Origin of the sequence: Cyanobium sp. Maggiore-St4-Cus, assembly GCF_024345615.1 — a bacterium.
Classification (GTDB): domain Bacteria; phylum Cyanobacteriota; class Cyanobacteriia; order PCC-6307; family Cyanobiaceae; genus Cyanobium_A; species Cyanobium_A usitatum.
This window is the reverse complement of record NZ_JAGQBL010000004.1, coordinates 135,740-150,877: the sequence shown is the minus strand read 5'-3', so window position 1 is coordinate 150,877 and position 15,138 is coordinate 135,740. Positions and strand designations below refer to the sequence as shown.

The 15,138-nt window shown below is 61.8% G+C and carries 15 protein-coding genes; 9 read left to right on the top strand and 6 right to left on the bottom strand.

The annotated features are described in order from the left end of the window. Positions 1-82 precede the first annotated feature (82 nt). A complete protein-coding gene (locus KBY99_RS05305; protein WP_409996534.1) occupies positions 83-1,051 on the top strand; it encodes an ABC transporter substrate-binding protein in 969 nt (322 codons plus the stop codon). Here KBY99_RS05305 and KBY99_RS14865 read toward each other — a convergent pair. Beyond that, entirely contained in the window at positions 1,048-2,280 is a 1,233-nt protein-coding gene (locus tag KBY99_RS14865) for a GGDEF domain-containing protein (RefSeq protein WP_254997797.1), read from the bottom strand. The genes KBY99_RS05305 and KBY99_RS14865 overlap by 4 nt on opposite strands. A gap of 448 nt (positions 2,281-2,728) precedes the next feature. Between KBY99_RS14865 and urtA the strand changes: the two genes are divergently transcribed. From urtA to KBY99_RS05270, 6 genes are all read left to right on the top strand, one after another. Next, complete coding sequence (urtA, locus tag KBY99_RS05295) at positions 2,729-4,024, top strand: urea ABC transporter substrate-binding protein (protein WP_254997796.1); 1,296 nt, start codon at positions 2,729-2,731, stop codon at positions 4,022-4,024. 99 nt (positions 4,025-4,123) lie between these two features. Beyond that, positions 4,124-5,281, top strand: a complete 1,158-nt coding sequence (locus KBY99_RS05290; protein ID WP_254997795.1) for an ABC transporter permease — start codon at positions 4,124-4,126, stop codon at positions 5,279-5,281. A 3-nt stretch (positions 5,282-5,284) separates the two neighbouring features. Further along, positions 5,285-6,427 (top strand): urea ABC transporter permease subunit UrtC, encoded by a 1,143-nt coding sequence (gene urtC / locus KBY99_RS05285; RefSeq protein WP_254997794.1) that lies wholly within the window; start codon positions 5,285-5,287, stop codon positions 6,425-6,427. Between the two features lie 20 nt (positions 6,428-6,447). Continuing rightward, positions 6,448-7,197 (top strand): urea ABC transporter ATP-binding protein UrtD, encoded by a 750-nt coding sequence (urtD, locus tag KBY99_RS05280; RefSeq protein WP_254942219.1) that lies wholly within the window; start codon positions 6,448-6,450, stop codon positions 7,195-7,197. After that, a complete protein-coding gene (gene urtE / locus KBY99_RS05275) occupies positions 7,194-7,946 on the top strand; it encodes an urea ABC transporter ATP-binding subunit UrtE (RefSeq protein WP_254997793.1) in 753 nt (250 codons plus the stop codon). Before urtD ends, urtE begins: the two co-directional genes overlap by 4 nt. Positions 7,947-7,984: 38 nt before the next feature. Next, complete coding sequence (locus KBY99_RS05270) at positions 7,985-8,458, top strand: hypothetical protein (RefSeq protein WP_254997792.1); 474 nt, start codon at positions 7,985-7,987, stop codon at positions 8,456-8,458. Here KBY99_RS05270 and KBY99_RS05265 read toward each other — a convergent pair. From KBY99_RS05265 to queC, 4 genes are read right to left on the bottom strand one after another with little or no spacing between them, the layout of a single operon-like run. After that, positions 8,428-9,948, bottom strand: coding sequence for an APC family permease (locus KBY99_RS05265; protein WP_254997791.1), 1,521 nt, complete (start codon positions 9,946-9,948; stop codon positions 8,428-8,430). The genes KBY99_RS05270 and KBY99_RS05265 overlap by 31 nt on opposite strands. A 7-nt stretch (positions 9,949-9,955) precedes the next feature. Beyond that, entirely contained in the window at positions 9,956-10,822 is an 867-nt protein-coding gene (locus KBY99_RS05260; protein WP_254997790.1) for an aminotransferase class IV, read from the bottom strand. Beyond that, complete coding sequence (locus KBY99_RS05255) at positions 10,819-12,156, bottom strand: anthranilate synthase component I family protein (protein ID WP_254997789.1); 1,338 nt, start codon at positions 12,154-12,156, stop codon at positions 10,819-10,821. Before KBY99_RS05255 ends, KBY99_RS05260 begins: the two co-directional genes overlap by 4 nt. Beyond that, complete coding sequence (gene queC / locus KBY99_RS05250) at positions 12,153-12,809, bottom strand: 7-cyano-7-deazaguanine synthase QueC (protein ID WP_254997893.1); 657 nt, start codon at positions 12,807-12,809, stop codon at positions 12,153-12,155. The genes KBY99_RS05255 and queC overlap by 4 nt, the downstream gene beginning before the upstream one ends. A 123-nt stretch (positions 12,810-12,932) precedes the next feature. Between queC and KBY99_RS05245 the strand changes: the two genes are divergently transcribed. Then, the gene (locus KBY99_RS05245) at positions 12,933-13,451 is read left to right on the top strand and encodes an ecotin family protein (RefSeq protein WP_254997788.1); all 519 of its coding nucleotides are present in this window, start codon (positions 12,933-12,935) and stop codon (positions 13,449-13,451) included. On the opposite strand, the gene KBY99_RS05240 is transcribed toward KBY99_RS05245, so the two are convergent. Further along, positions 13,452-14,096 (bottom strand): 7-carboxy-7-deazaguanine synthase QueE, encoded by a 645-nt coding sequence (locus tag KBY99_RS05240; RefSeq protein ID WP_409996533.1) that lies wholly within the window; start codon positions 14,094-14,096, stop codon positions 13,452-13,454. Positions 14,097-14,363: 267 nt separating this feature from the next. Here KBY99_RS05240 and KBY99_RS05235 point away from each other — a divergent pair, with 267 nt between their 5' ends. Further along, positions 14,364-15,134, top strand: a complete 771-nt coding sequence (locus KBY99_RS05235) for a peptidylprolyl isomerase (protein ID WP_254997785.1) — start codon at positions 14,364-14,366, stop codon at positions 15,132-15,134. The last annotated feature ends 4 nt before the right edge of the window (positions 15,135-15,138 follow it).

Below are 15,138 nucleotides of genomic sequence, written 5' to 3'. Positions count from 1 at the left end.
ATGGAAACAAGATTAAGCATCTCTCTTCCCCGGGTCCATTTACGGCGTGGTGATCTCTCCCGTGTCTGCCTCTCCCCGATATTTGCTGCGCCTGGTTGCTTCATCTGCCCTGCTTCTGAGTGCAGCGGGCTGTGGGGCTGGGGTAGCCACTGTTACCGTTCCGGCCAGCAATTGGCCTGGCTATGAGTATTTCTCGCTGGCCCAGGACCGTAAACTAGATCAGCGTTATGACTTAAAGCTTGACCTCAAAAATTATACGAATCCCCAAGATATTGTCCACGCTTACTTGCGGGGAGAGTTGAAGCTGGCCCAGCTGACCACCGTTGAAGCCGTTGACATCTGTCACCGGGTGCCGAAGCGTTGCCCAGTGGTGGTATTGGTGCTTGATGAATCCAGGGGCGCCGATCAGGTGGTAGTTGACCAGTCTTTGAATTCTATTGCCCAGCTTCGCTCCCGCCCGGTGGCCATCACTCCTTCCACCCTCGGCCCTTTTGTGCTCAGCCGCGCTCTAGCCCTTAATGGTCTAGGCCTGGAGGATGTGGAACTGAGGCCAATGCCATTGGAGGCGATGCCGAAGGCTCTAGCCAGGGGTGAAGTTGCCGCGGCAGCCCTGTTCCCACCCTTTTCCGACCAAGCAATTGCTTCAGGTAAGGTTCGCCCCCTATTCACTAGCCGTGAAATTCCTGGCCAGATTTTCGACATTCTGGTTGCTGATCCGGAGTTCCTTTCGGCCAACCGGCCTTTAGTGGCACGGCTTTTGAGGGTCTGGCAGGCTTCCCACAAGGAGGCGGCTGCCAACCCTGACGCCGCGATCGCCACCATGGCCCGTCGGGAGGGTGTAACTGAACGGGGATTCCGTGATTCGTTGAAGGGTTTGGTGTTTTTCTCTTTGGCCAACCAGGAGCCTTTCTTTGTGCAAGGCGGCGTTCTAGAGCGCAACCTCAGCACAGTCCGTGACGTGCAGGCCTATCTGGGTCTGGTGCCTACTGCATCACCACTCCCCTCGGTTGACGGCACCGCCATTCGCCAGGCCTTGCAAGCCGGGGGCTAGAGCGAGCTAGGCCAGGGATCGGCGGCCGTGACGCCATGTCGTCCCAAGTTGCGTTTGCGGTGATAGAGAGCTTGGTCGGCTTTTTCCATCAGCTGGCGTTGACTGGTCCCCTGTTGAGGTATCCCGCTGGCGACCCCAATGCTGGCCGTAACCCAGCTGGCAACTGGGCTGGATTCATGGTCGATGCAGGCGGAATCCAGGGCGTTAATAATGACTTGCGCCAGTCGACAGGCTTCGGTCAACCCAGTTTCCGGCAGCAGAATCGCGAATTCCTCGCCACCGATACGGCAGACAAGGTCGGTGCTGCGTAGCACCTTGCTTTTTATCGCATCTGCAACTTTCTCGAGGCAGAGGTCTCCTTCAACATGCCCGTAGCTATCGTTGTAAAGCTTGAAATGGTCCACATCCAACAGAAGTAAACTCAAGGGTTGGCGGCTACGCAGGCCCCGCTTCCACTCCTGGCTGAAAACTTCGTCGAAGCGGCGGCGGTTACCCAATGCGGTGAGCGCATCCGTGTGGGCTAGGTCCTTGAGTTGTGCTGTCAGTGATAGGGATTCAGTGACCAATTTGTAGAAGCTGCCGCTGAGGCTAATGATTTCCCGGGGGGCTTTGCTGAAGCTGGGGCTTTGCAGGGTTGTGGCTATATTTTTATCAGGGTTCAGCATCAGCTCATCTAGCTGTAGCAACGGTTTAAGAATCCGATCGGCTGTGCGCCAGGCAAAGCTCAAGCCCACTACCCAGCCCAGCACAAGCCCAGCCATCCAGATGCCCATACCCAAAAGACGTGCTGAATATTGCTCTTTTTTAAGAGCATCAAGCTTTTGGGCTTTTTCGTTGTACAGATTTGCCAAGACTTCGCCGTGTCGCCGAATCTCACTAATTGTTCGGTCTTGAGTTGTTCGTTGTATCAACGTTAGGCTAAGTGGTTTGTTTTGTTTTTGCAGTTCTTTAACTTCAGCAGCCGTCTGTTCCAGGTTGCGTTGCACCTGGACTGAGAGCAGCCGGATAGCCTCTAGTTCCCGATGGAGTGCGTTGGTTCTAGATAGCCGGCTCAGGGTTGTGAGCTTTTCATCGAGGGCGGTGCGGAAGCTCTTGAGCTTCGTGATGTCATGGTTCAGCTCATCGCTTAGCGCGCTTGTCCCGCCTTGCGCCATGTACTGAGCCGTGTGCGGCACAGACTGGAGCATCTCAAAGCTGAGGTGCCTTATGACATCAGACTCAAAGGCCACTTCACGGGCCTGGGCTCCGGCATTTTGGCTAACCCATTCGCTAAGGAACCACCCGCCTACAGTCGCCACAGAGACGATGGCAAGAGTAGTGACCTGGGTTGTAAACAGCCGCCTTCGGAGTCCCACGCCGTCGGCGATCTCAGTATCCGATGCTACTCGGTAGGAATCAAATTGTTCGGGGTTAGGCGAGTTGTGGGCGAATTCAGTTGGTGAGCATTTGCTGAGCAAGCCCTGAGACCATCTCGGCATTGTGTAATTGGTGTCGAGCGATACGGCGCCGGGGCTGATTGTTGCTGCTGTTTTGCGGGACTTTCTGGATTCCTTCGAGGTCGCAGGGCTTTTGCGAGAACCGTAGCAACCACTACAGGGCCAACATGTGACAACTGGATACCTTCCACTGACCGCTAAATAGCAGCGGGACATTCAGCGGTTTCCCGTAGGAGTTTTTATGAAGTCTTCCCTGATGCGCAAAACCACCATGCGTTATGTCGCTGGTGCTACGGCGATGGCAGCCAGCCTTTCGCTGGTGGCCTGCGGCGGCGGCGGCGAAAAAGCCTCTGGCGATTTTGACGGTGAAGTGAAGGTGGGGATTCTGCATTCCCGCTCCGGCACCATGGCCATCTCCGAAAACACGGTGGCGGAAGCCGAGTTGATGGCGATCGAGGAGATCAACGCCAAGGGCGGGATCACCATCGATGGCAAGAAGCTGAAGATTGTTCCCGTCGAAGAGGATGGGGCTTCTGATTGGCCCACCTTCGCTGAGAAAGCCAAAAAACTGATCGATCAGGATCAGGTGGCTGTGGTGTTTGGTGGCTGGACCTCAGCTAGCCGCAAGGCGATGCTGCCGGTGTTCGAGGCCAAGGATCACTTCCTCTTCTATCCGATCCAGTACGAAGGTCAGGAGTGCTCCAAGAACATCTTCTACACCGGTGCCACCCCCAACCAACAGGCTGAGCCTGCTGTCTCCTGGTTGCTCAAGAACAAGGGCAAGGACTTCTTCCTAGTGGGCTCCGATTACGTGTATCCGCGCACCGCGAACACGATCATGAAGGAGCAGCTCAAGGTTGAGGGCGGCAATCTGGTGGGTGAGGATTACCTGCCTCTTGGCAACACCGAGGTTGCTCCGATCATTGCCAAGATCAAGCAGGCCCTGCCCAAGGGTGGCGTGATTGTCAACACCCTGAACGGCGACAGCAACGTCGCCTTCTTCAAGCAGATGAAGGCTGCTGGCATCACCCCTGCCAATGGCTACTCGATCATGAGCTTCTCAATTGCTGAGGAGGAGGTTGCGGCAATCGGCCCCGAATATCTGGAAGGCACCTATGCGGCCTGGAACTTCTTCCAGAGTCTCGATACCCCCGCTTCCAAGAAGTTCACTACTGATTTCAAGGCCAAGTACGGCGAGAATCGGGTCACCAACGACCCGGCTGAATCCGCCTACAACATGGTCTACCTCTGGGCCGCTGGGGCTGAGAAGGCCAACAGCGTTGACGATAACGCAGTGCGTAAGGCGCTAATCGGTGTGACTTTCGATGCCCCCCAGGGCAAGATCGAGGTGCAGCCCAATCACCACACCACCGAGCTGGTGATGATTGGTGAGGTCCAAAAGGACGGCATGTTCAAGATTATCGAGAACAAGGGAGTTCTCAAGCCGATTGCCTGGAACCAGTTTGTTCCCGAAACCAAGGGTTACACCTGCGATTGGACCCAGGATCGTCCTGACGCTGGCAAGTTCAAGATGTGAGCCTTCGGCTTTCCTATTGACTTCAGGTCGGGGGAGCTCAGCTCCCCCTTTTCACTTCGTTTTTATTTTTCTTTCCCTTGCCGAGCCCTGTTGGGCGCCATGGATCTTCTTTACGACACACTCTTCAATGGCTTAGCCATCGGTTCGGTGCTGGTGCTGGCCGCCCTTGGCTTGGCCGTTGTCTTTGGCTTGATGGGGGTCATCAACATGGCCCACGGCGAGTTGATGATGCTCGGGGCTTACACCACCTTCGTGGTGCAAAACCTATTTAAAAATGGCCCTCTGGAGGGTCTTTTCCCCATCTACATTTTGGTGGCTATACCGCTTGCTTTTTTAGTGAGTGGTTTGGCCGGTTTGTTGCTGGAAAAAACCGTAATTCGGCGCCTATATGGCAGGCCGTTGGAAACTCTCTTGGCAACCTGGGGGGTAAGCCTGATTTTGCAGCAATTTGTACGCTCGGTGAGCAGTGCCTTTGTTGTGGGGCTTGTGGTGGCAGTGGCTCTAGGGCTGGTGACACCGCGGTTGTGGCCCAGCTCCTGGGCTCAGCGGCGCTGGACCCCATTGCTTGCAGTGGCTACCTGGCTAATTTCTGGCCTAATTGGCATCATCTTGGCCTCCGGATTGGGTGGTGTTCGGGTGCTGGATCAGCCCTGGTTTAGCGCACGCAACCTAGACGTCACTGCTCCGCTTTGGTTGCGTGGTTCGGTTGAACTTGGCGGTGTCAATATGCCAACGGCACGCCTGTTCATTGTTGCTCTTACGGCGATTGCCCTGGTGGCGGTGCATTGGTTTCTGCAGAAGAGCGTCTGGGGGATTCGCATCCGGGCCGTTACCCAAAATCGTTCGATGAGCGACTGCCTGGGGATTCCCACCGAAACCGTCGATGCGCTCACCTTTTTAGTGGGATCGGGCTTGGCTGGCGTAGCTGGTGTGGCTGTGACTTTGCTCGGCTCGGTGGGCCCAAACCTCGGCGGCAACTACATCGTTGACTGCTTCATGGTGGTGGTGTTGGGTGGGGTTGGCAAACTTCTCGGCACGGTTGTAGCGGCCCTGGGTATTGGAGTGCTCAGCTATGTGATCGGCTCTGGCTCCCTACTGCTGCTCTGGCCAGCTATGCCAGCTGGCCTAAATGAGCTGATCACATTTTTCGCCACCACCTCGATGGCAAAGGTGCTCGTGTTTGCTCTGATCGTCGTGTTTCTGCAGTTCAGGCCCGCTGGCCTGTTCCCGCAGAAGGGACGGCTGGTGGAGGCCTGAGCCATGGCGAAATTGCGCACCTGGTTGCCGTGGCTGCTGCTTGTGGCAGCAGCGTTGATCTTGCCGGCGATCTTGCCGCCGTTCCGGCTCAACCTGCTGGGTCGGTTCTTGTCCCTTGGAATCGTAGCCCTGGGTATAGATCTGATCTGGGGTTTTACTGGCATGCTTAGCCTGGGTCAGGGCATCTTCTTTGCCTTAGGTGGCTATGCCATTGGCATGCATTTGCAGCTTTTATCTCTGGCGCCTGGGGAGTTGCCAGAGTTTTTCGGGCTTTATGGAGTTAAGCAACTCCCTGTTTTTTGGCAGCCATTTCAGTCGTTTGTGTTCACGGGATTGTGTATTTGGGTGTTGCCTGCCTTGGTGGCTGGTGTGCTTGGTTATTTAGTTTTTCGCAACCGCATCAAGGGGGTCTACTTTTCGATTCTTACCCAGGCGGCCCTGCTGGTCTTTTTCAACTTTTTTAATGGCCAGCAGAAGTTGATTAATGGCACCAACGGCCTCAAAACTGATACCGCGCGGATCTTTGGGGAGCTGGTGGGCAGTGATGCCATGCAGCGCAACCTTTTCTGGCTCACTGTGGTGTTGGTCATGGCTGCGTGGTTGCTCTGCCGCTGGCTCACCCGTGGTCGCTTTGGCGATGCCTTGATCGCCATCCGCGATGACGAGCCGCGGCTGCGCTTCACCGGCTACAACCCCACGGCTTACAAAACCCTGGTGTTTGCCATTGCCGGTGCCATGGCTGGCGTGAGTGGTGCGCTTTACACCGTGCAGTCCGGCATTGTGTCTCCCCAATACATGGCCGTACCTTTCTCTATTGAGATGGTGATCTGGGTGGCAGTGGGTGGTCGCGGCACCCTGATCGGAGCCGTGCTTGGTGCCGTTCTGATCAACTACGCCAAGAGCCTGGTGAGTGAACAACTGCCGGAAACCTGGCTGTTTATCCAGGGTGGTTTGTTCCTATTGGTGGTCACGGCGCTGCCTGATGGCTTGGTGGGCTGGTGGCGTCAGGGTGGCCTGCGCCATATCCAGTCCATGGTTTGCTGGCCACCATTGGCTCCTACTTATCCAGGCTTGGATCTCGACCCTGCGGCGCAGGCGGAGCGCCAGGCCTTTAGGTCCGATCTGCCTCCAGGAGGAGCCCCATGAGTTCGTCTACTGCCGCCCCTTTGGTCGCCCCGTTGCTGGAGCTACGCGGTGTCAGCGTCAGCTTCGATGGTTTTTGGGCCCTCAACGATCTCAACCTCTCCCTGGCACCCGGCGAGCTGCGGGCTGTGATCGGCCCGAATGGTGCGGGTAAAACCACCTTCCTTGATGTGATCACAGGCAAGGTGCGCCCCACCAAAGGCGACGTGGTGTTTCGGGGGCGCTCGTTGCTAGGCATCGCCGAGCACCGCATCGCTCGGCTCGGGATTGGTCGCAAATTTCAGACCCCGCGCGTCTACCAAAACCTCAGCCCTCGCCGCAATCTGGAGCTGGCTGTTAAGGGCAGCCACTCACCCTTCAAGCTGCTATTTGGCAGCCTCGATAGCCGTCAGCGCCAGCGCGTTCAAGAGTTGCTGGCCGTGGTTGGCCTCGAGGCCCATGCCTCCCGGCGGGCCGGCAGCCTTTCCCACGGCCAGAAGCAATGGCTTGAGATCGCCATGTTGCTCGCTCAAGACCCCTATGTACTGCTGGTGGATGAGCCGGTGGCCGGCCTATCCGAGGAGGAGACCGAGCGCACCGGTGCCTTGCTGCGCAGCCTGGCGGGCGACCACACCGTGCTGGTGATCGAACACGACATGGATTTCATTCGAGAGCTCGATTGCCCTGTAACCGTGCTGCATGAGGGTCACGTGCTCTGTGAGGGCACGATGGAGACGGTGCAGAGCGATCCCCGCGTGATCGAGGTTTATCTCGGTGTTGAGGACGACGTATGACTGCTTCTGCCACCATGACAACCCCACCCCAGGGCGAGGCCAGCCGCTTGCTGAGCGTGCGCGGGCTCAACGTCTATTACGGGGAGAGCCACATTCTGCGCAACGTCGATCTATCAATTGCGCCTGGTGAGATGGCTTGCCTGATCGGGCTCAATGGAGTTGGCAAGACCACCCTGCTCAAGTCGATCATCGGCCTGGTGCCCCAGCGCAGCGGTTGCATTGAGCTGGCAGGCAGTGATTGCGGCGGCCTGGCCCCCCACCGCCGCGCCCGGGCGGGCATTGGCTATGTGCCCCAAGGGCGGGAAATCATTCCCCAGCTCAGCGTGCGCGAAAACCTGCTGCTGGGTCTGGAAGCCCTGCCGGGGGGTATGGGTCGCCATCGCCATATCGACCCGCTGGTGTTTGAGCTATTCCCTGTGCTGGAGAAGTTTCTGGCTCGCCGTGGCGGCGACCTCTCCGGTGGTCAACAGCAGCAGCTGGCCATCGCCCGGGCCCTGCTTGGCAAGCCCCGTCTGCTGCTGCTCGATGAACCCACGGAGGGCATTCAGCCCTCGGTGGTGCTCGACATCCAGCGGGCCGTGAGCCGCATCATTCGAGAGACTGGCATTTCGGTGTTGCTGGTGGAGCATCACGCCAGTTTTGTGCGCCAATCCGACTGTTATTACGCCATGCAGAAGGGCGGCATCGTGGCCAGTGGCGCCACGGCCGATCTCAGCTCGGAGATGATCCAGCGCTTCTTGAGCGTTTGAGGCTAAAAATAGGCTGATCAAAGTCAGCTAGAAATTCGATGCGCCCTTCCCTTGTGGCGGTCTTCGCGGCCGGTATGTGCAGCACCACCCTGGTTGCTGGTTTGGCTCCAGTTCAGGCCCAAACCTGCCAGTTCCTGGCGCCAGTGGGTGGCGATGGCACCACCAACGTCGTCACCAAAACGATTGGTGCAGGCAATCCCTTTGGCCGGCCCAACTGGAACACCGATTTCTTCGTCACTCAGCCCTACGGCAGCTACAAGTTCTTCTTCACCGCCAACTCCTCGGTGAGTGCCACCTACCCCATCCAGGGCTATCTCAAGTTCACTGACGGTTCCAGCTTGCAGGTGATCAATGAGTCGTTTGCACCCCAGATGGGTACCGGCCGCATGTGGGGCCCCTTCCCCGCCATTCCCGGCAAAACCGTGAGCCAGCTCAACTTCAAGATTGGTGCCAGCGCAGACCAGGCGGCCACTGGTTTCACCTATCGAATTTCCACCATGGGTTGCAACTGAGGTAGGCGGGAGCTGGTGGCGATCGGAAATACCACCAGGGCCCAGATAGCTAGCGCAGCCAGCTGGGCTAATAGGCCCAGCGGCACGCAGGTGATGGCCACGATGCCGCCGAGGTATAGAAACCACCAAAGTCCATGGCGTAGGTGCTGACGATCGGCCAGGGCAAACAGCCCGGCCGGCACCAGCACGATCAGGCTGGCTCCTCGCAGGGAGCTGGTGCCGCACCAGCTGATCGCCCAGGTGGCCAGCACGAAGGCGGAGCTGCACCAGGCACCGGCCCAGGGCAATCGGTAGGCCCGCTGGGCATCGGGCAACTGCTGGCGCAGGGCTATCAGGCTTACCGGGCCCATGGCCAGGGCGATCACCAAGGTGGCGGTGAGGAAGCTCACCACCGTTTGCCAGCTGGGGCCGCTGAGCAGCATCAACACCCCCATCGCCAGGCTCACTAATAGGGCTACCGAGGGCACGGCCTGGCGGTTGAGCCGCCCAAAGTTGCTGGGTAGCAGCCCGCAGCGCCCCATCATCCAGCTAACCCGCGCCGAGGCGCCCATGTAGGCCATGGCCGTGGCGCTCGGGGAGATCACCGCATCTAGCAGCAGCAACCGCGCCACCCAGCCCAGGCCCAGGCCCATGGCCAGGGCCACCAGGGGGCCGCCGTGGGCTGTGAGCTCAAGCCGGGCCCAGCCGCCAGCCAGCTGGTCGGGGGGGATGGATACCAGGAAGGCCAGCTGCAGGATTAGGTAGATGCCAAGGGAGATGGCTAGACCAAGGGCCATGGCCAGGGGCACGGTGCGCTGGGGACGGCGGGTTTCGCCGGCCAGATCCATGGCGGTGCGAAAGCCCAGCAGCGAAAACAAAATCCCGCCGCTGCTGATCGCCGTCACCATGCCCTGCAGGGTTTCGCCCGGCGGTAGGCGGCTGGCGGCGAGATTGCCCCAGTGGCCCGAAGCCAGCATCAGCGTGACCGAGATCACCAGGGGTACGGCCAGTTTCCAGGCGGTGAGTCCGTCGATCCAGCGGGCTAGCCAGCCCACCCCTGACAGGTTGATCCAGGTCAGCAATGCCAGCAGGGCCGTGGCCAGGGCTAGGCCCGGACCGCTGAGCACCTGGCCGCTGCCCCCATCGGCCGTCAGCCAGGGGAAGCTACTGGCCAGGTATTGCATCACCGCCAGCACCTCGATGGTGGGCAGGGCCAGGTAGGCGATCCAGGCGCTCCAGCCGCCGATGAAGCCGGCGGTGCGGCCGTGACTCAGAAGGGGGATCTGGGCCAGGGCGCCGGAACTGCTCACCAGGGAGCCCAGTTCGGCAAATACCAGGGCCAGGCTGAAGGCAAACATTCCGCCCAGTAGCCAGGCGCCGAGGGCTGCTGGGCCGGCACTGCGGGCGGCGTAAAAGGGGGCAAACAGCCAGCCTGAGCCGATAGTGCTCGTCACCACGGCCAGGGTGAGGCTGCGCAGCCCCAGCTGGCGAGAGAGTTCGGAGGTGGTCATCGCCGGGTCATGGGCTGGCCTGCAGGAGTTGTCGCCAGAACGTCTCCGCCTCCTGGCTGCCGCAGCCAGATGGAGCGTGGTTGGCTAGCAGCAGGGCGCCCAGGTGGCTGATCGGCCGGCAGCCCAGGCTGTTGATCAATATGGCCGCCTCGCAGCTGGCCAGATCTTGCTCGTTGACCGGGGCTTCAGTGATCAGGCCCCGATCCAGACCCCGCTGCCGCATCACCCCCGGCAGGCAGCCGCTGCTCAGGGGCGGGGTGATCCAGGAGCCCCCGCGGCACACCAGCAGGTTGGCGCTGGTGCCGCAGCAGAGGCCGCCGGCGGAGCTGGCCAGCAGGGCGTCGTCGGCGCCCGCCTCCAGGGCCTGGCGGCGGGCCTGGATCGAGGCCCCGTAGGCGAAGCTCTTGCAGCGGCTCAGCAGGCTGGTGGCGCTGCGGGTTTCGGTGGCACTAACGATCACTCGCACCGGCTCAAAACACGGTTTGATGGCACTGAGCTGCAGCCAGAAGCTGGGGCTGCAGTTGCTGGGCGGGTCGATGCCCCGTGCACCGCTGCCGCGGCTCCAGTTGAGTCGCAGGGCGCCGCTGCTGCCCAGGGCCTTGCCGATGCCGCTGCGCTCGATCGCTGCGGCGATCAGGGGCTGCACGGTCGCCGTTCCTGGCGGTGGCGGCAGCCCCAGCAGCGCCGCCGAGCTCTGCCAGCGGCCCAGGTGTTCCTCCAGCAGCCAGGCATGGCCTGCCTCCACCAGCAGGGTTTCAAACAGGCCATCGGTCAGCAGCAGGCCCCGATCGCTGATCGGCAGGGTCAGGGTCTGCGGTGTCCCCCAGCGCCCCTGTCCGGTGCCGTCGCCCAGCCAGGCGATCGGGGTGCTCATGCCAGGGCCTCCAGCAGCGGCTGCAGTTTCCAGCCCAACTCCTCGGCTTCGGCGGCGGGGTCGGAGTCGGCCACGATGCCGCAGCCGGCGTGGGCCCGTAGGCGCTGGCCGCGCAGCAGCAGCGAGCGGATCAGGATGTTGCTGTCGAACTGGCCGTCGCTGCCAATCCTGAATAGGGAGCCGCAGTAGGGCCCCCGCGGCACCGGCTCGAGGCCATGCAGGCGCTGGCAGGCGCGGATCTTGGGGGCGCCGGTGATCGAACCGCCTGGCCAGCAGGCCCGCAGCAGGTCAATCGCGGTCAGTCCCGGCTCCAGCTGGCCCCGCACCACCGAGGTGAGATGGTGCACCTGGCGGTAGCTCTCCAGCCCTACCAGCTGGGACACCTGGATCGATCCTGGCTTGCACACCCGGCCCAGGTCGTTGCGCAGTAGGTCGACGATCATCACGTTCTCGGCCCGGTCCTTGGGGCTGGTCACCAGGTCGGCGGCGGCGTCGGCATCGGCGTCGGCATCGCCATGGCGCGGCCGGGTGCCCTTGATCGGCCTGGTTTCCACCTGCCCGCTCTCCCCCACCCGCAGAAATCGCTCCGGCGAGGCCGACAGCACCGCCTCCCCCGCCGCCGCCCCGCCGGCGATCGCCAGGCCAGCAAAGGGGGCGGCGCATAGCTCGCGCAGGCGGCCGTAAAGGCCAAGGGGATCGGCGGGGCTTAATAAGGTGTGCTCGCAGCAGGCGGTGAGATTGGCTTGGAAAAGATCGCCGGCGGCGATCCAGGCCAACACTTGCTCCACCTGGGCGGCAAAGCGCTCCGGTGGGGTGTGCCAGTGCCAGGAGGCTGGCGCGATCGCGGCCGGGGCTTGGTTCCCTGGCTCGGTGCCTAGATCAAGCCGCTCCAACAGGGCAGCGAAGCTGCTTAGCCGCGCTGGATCTTGACCCTCCAGCCACTGCTGCTGGCTGCCATGGTCAAACACCAGCACCGGGTCGTGGCGGGCGGCCCAGAGCAGGGCCATGTCGGGCGACTGCCAATGGGGTGCCGGCTCCACCCAGGCCCCGGCTTCGTAGCTGAGCCAGCCCATCCAATGGCCGCCGCCAGCGGCCAGATCGGCTAGCAGCGCAAAGGGATCACTGGCTCCGGTCTCCCCCGGTAGGCCGCGGCAGATGCACTGCTCCAGGGGCGCCAGGCCGAGGCGGCTGCAGGGGCCCTGGGCGCTGCCATCGCTATCGAGCCACACCAGACCTTCCCTCCCCAGCTCGGCCGCCAGGGCTTGCACCAGGGGCCAGGGATCCCGCCAGGGCAGGGGGTGATGCAGGATCTCGCGGTGGCGGGGCGGGCTCATACCCCGGCTGCCAGCAGGGCGGCATCGCGGATGCGGCAGCTGTCGCACACGCCGCAGGGCTGCTCGCCGCCCTCGTAGCAGCTCCAGGTGCGCTCGATCGGTACGCCGAGCCGCCGGGCCTCTTGCACGATCCGGGTTTTGCTCCAGGTCACCAGGGGTGCCCAGAGCTGGGCGGCGTGGCCTTCGCGGCCGGCCTTGCTCGCCAGCTCAGCCAGGGTCTGGAAGGCTTCGAGGTAGTCGGGACGGCAGTCGGGGTAGCCGGAGTAGTCGACAGCATTCACGCCCAACACCAGCTTCTCGGCGCCGCGGGCCTCAGCCAGGCTCAGCGCCAGGGCGATGAACACGGTGTTGCGTCCCGGCACATAGGTGCTCGGGATCACGCCCGCCTCAACCCCGGCGCTGGGCACGGCGATGGCGGTGTCGGTGAGGGCGGAGCCACCCCAGGCGGCCAGGTTGACGGCGATGGTGTGGTGTTCAGCCAGCCCCAGGAGCGGTGCCAGTTCAGCCGCGGCTTGCAGTTCGCGGCGATGGCGCTGGCCGTAATCAAGCGATAGCCCGATCACCTGATAACCGGCTTCGATTGCCAGGGCCGCGGCGGTAGCTGAATCCATGCCGCCGGAGAGCAGGGCGATGGCGAGGGGTGGGGCGGGCATGGTTGCGGCAGACACGGCTACTGGGCTGGCGATGGCGTTGAGGCACTTGTACAGAAGTACATCTTCCCCAATGCCAGCGCCGCTTGCGGCCGCCACGATGGCCATAACAGCGCATATGTGGACATGAATTGGGCCAGGGGCATCAAGAACGCGGCGCTTGTTTTGCTGCTCGCTGCAGCGCCCGTCTCGGCGGTTCCGCGGCTGGATCTTTCCAGTTACCCCAAAGTCGCTGCCGGCGACCGGCGCTGGGTGATTCAGCTGCCGGGGGTGCTGCCCCTCAACCCCGATTCCACCATGTCGTCAAACTCCGCCGACTGGCGAGTGCAGTTGTTGGTGGGACAGATGGTGCAACTGGATTGCAATCGCCAGATGTTCGGCGGCAAGCTCCGCGCCGTGAAACCCGCCCAGAAGGGTGGCCCGGTGATCTATCGGGTCACGGATGTGGGGCAGTTGGCCTCCACCCGCATGGCCTGTCCGGCGGACCAGCCGCGTCGCCTCGGCTTTGTGCCGATGGCCGGTAAGGCGTTTGTGGTGCCCTACAACGCCAGCCGCCCGATCGTGGTCGATGCCCCTCGGCCGCTGGAGCTGCGCTGGCGGCTGTGGAAGGCGGAAAGCCAGGAGCGCCCGGCGCAGCTGCAGTGATCAGCGCAATCCCAGCAACTTGTGGCTCTGCAGGCTGAGCCGCCATTCGGGGTTGCGGCGCACGTAATCGATCGCCAGGGCCTGGCCGGCTGGGGAGTCCCAGCCTGGTTGCAGCAGCAGCTCGGGGCCAGGACTCCCGCCGCGCGCCTCCCGGGCTTGGACGGCCATGGCTGCGGCAAAGGCCAGATCGGCGGCCTCGTGCACCACCACCTTGAGCTCCTGGCAGGCGGCCAGCAGCTCGGTGCTGGGGGGGCGGTGGCGCTTGGGCGAAAGGGTGATCCAGGCGAATCGGCCGCTGAGCTCATCCACGCCGCTGGTCTCCAGGTGCAGGGGCAGGCCCGAGGGCTCCAGGGCCTGGCAGAGCAAGCCCAGGTTGTGATGCAGCGGTTCACCGCCGGTGATCACAACAAAAGCGGCACCGGCTTCGGCGGCGGCCTCGGCTTCGCCAGCCAGCTCAGCCAGGGGGCGCTGGGGGTGCAGATCGGCAGGCCAGGAGTGTTTGGTGTCGCACCAGGGGCAGGCCACCGCGCAGCCCCCCAGGCGGATGAAGAAAGCGCTGCGGCCGGCGTGCAGGCCTTCACCCTGGAGAGAGCGGAAGGTTTCCACTACTGGCAGGGCAGTTGCTGGCAGCGAATCGGCGGCCAGGGGCTGGGGCACCGGGCTGAGGGGAATGGAATTGCCAGATTGGTCTAACGCTTGGCGTACCTTTTGGTTTGGAGTGCTTGCGTGCATGCCAGCCCGGGCTAATGGAGTTTTATTTGCATCTGCTTGCATTCAAGACTGGACAGCACGGGGCAAATCCATCAAATTATATTGATAGAATAATTGACATCTGTTGGAGAGTTTTGCGCAATCGCGCAAATTCGTGCAAATGTTTTATTCTTTGTAAATCTCTCAAAGACAGGCTTATTCATGTCGGTTGAGTCTCAAGAGAGTCTCGCGGTTTCATTCGAAGACTTGGCCCGTCTCGGCTTGCTTGAGCCCTATGTGCGAGCCAATCTGCTGGCCTTTGCGGCTAGCGATGTTGCACTAAGCGATGAGCAAATAGATGCGGCCAGGCAGGCTTTTTGTCGTCAGCACCAAATCCGCGACGCCGAGGCCCTCAAGGCTTGGGCGATAGCTCGCATGCTCAGCCCTGCTGCCCTCGAGGCGCAGATGCGACAGCCCCTGCAGCTGCAGCTTCTATGCCATCGCGATTTCTCCGCCAAGGCAGAAGCTCGCTTTCTGCAGCGCAAGAATCAACTAGATCGCGTTGTCTACAGCCTGCTGCGCCTCCGCGATGGTGGTCTCGCCCGCGAGCTTTACTTGCGCATTGATGACGGCGATGCCAACTTCGCCGATTTAGCCGCTCGCTACGCGGAAGGACCTGAGCAGGCAACCCGCGGCATTGTCGGCCCGGTGCCCCTCACCCAAGCCCACCCTGCCTTGGTAGATCGACTGCGCACCGCTCCCCCTGGCGTAGTGCTCGAGCCCTTCCAAATCGAATCCTGGTGGCTGGTGGTGCGGCTCGAAAGCCTCACTTCCGCCACCTTCGACGAGGCCACCGCCGCCCGCATGGCTGAAGAGCTGTTCGAGCAGTGGATCTCTGAGCAGGTTGAACGACGTCTAGTGGACCTGCGGCCCCTGTTGGAGCAGCGCGTATCCGCCGATGCGAGCCAGAAGGCCAGCCTAGGCTCATCATGAGAGC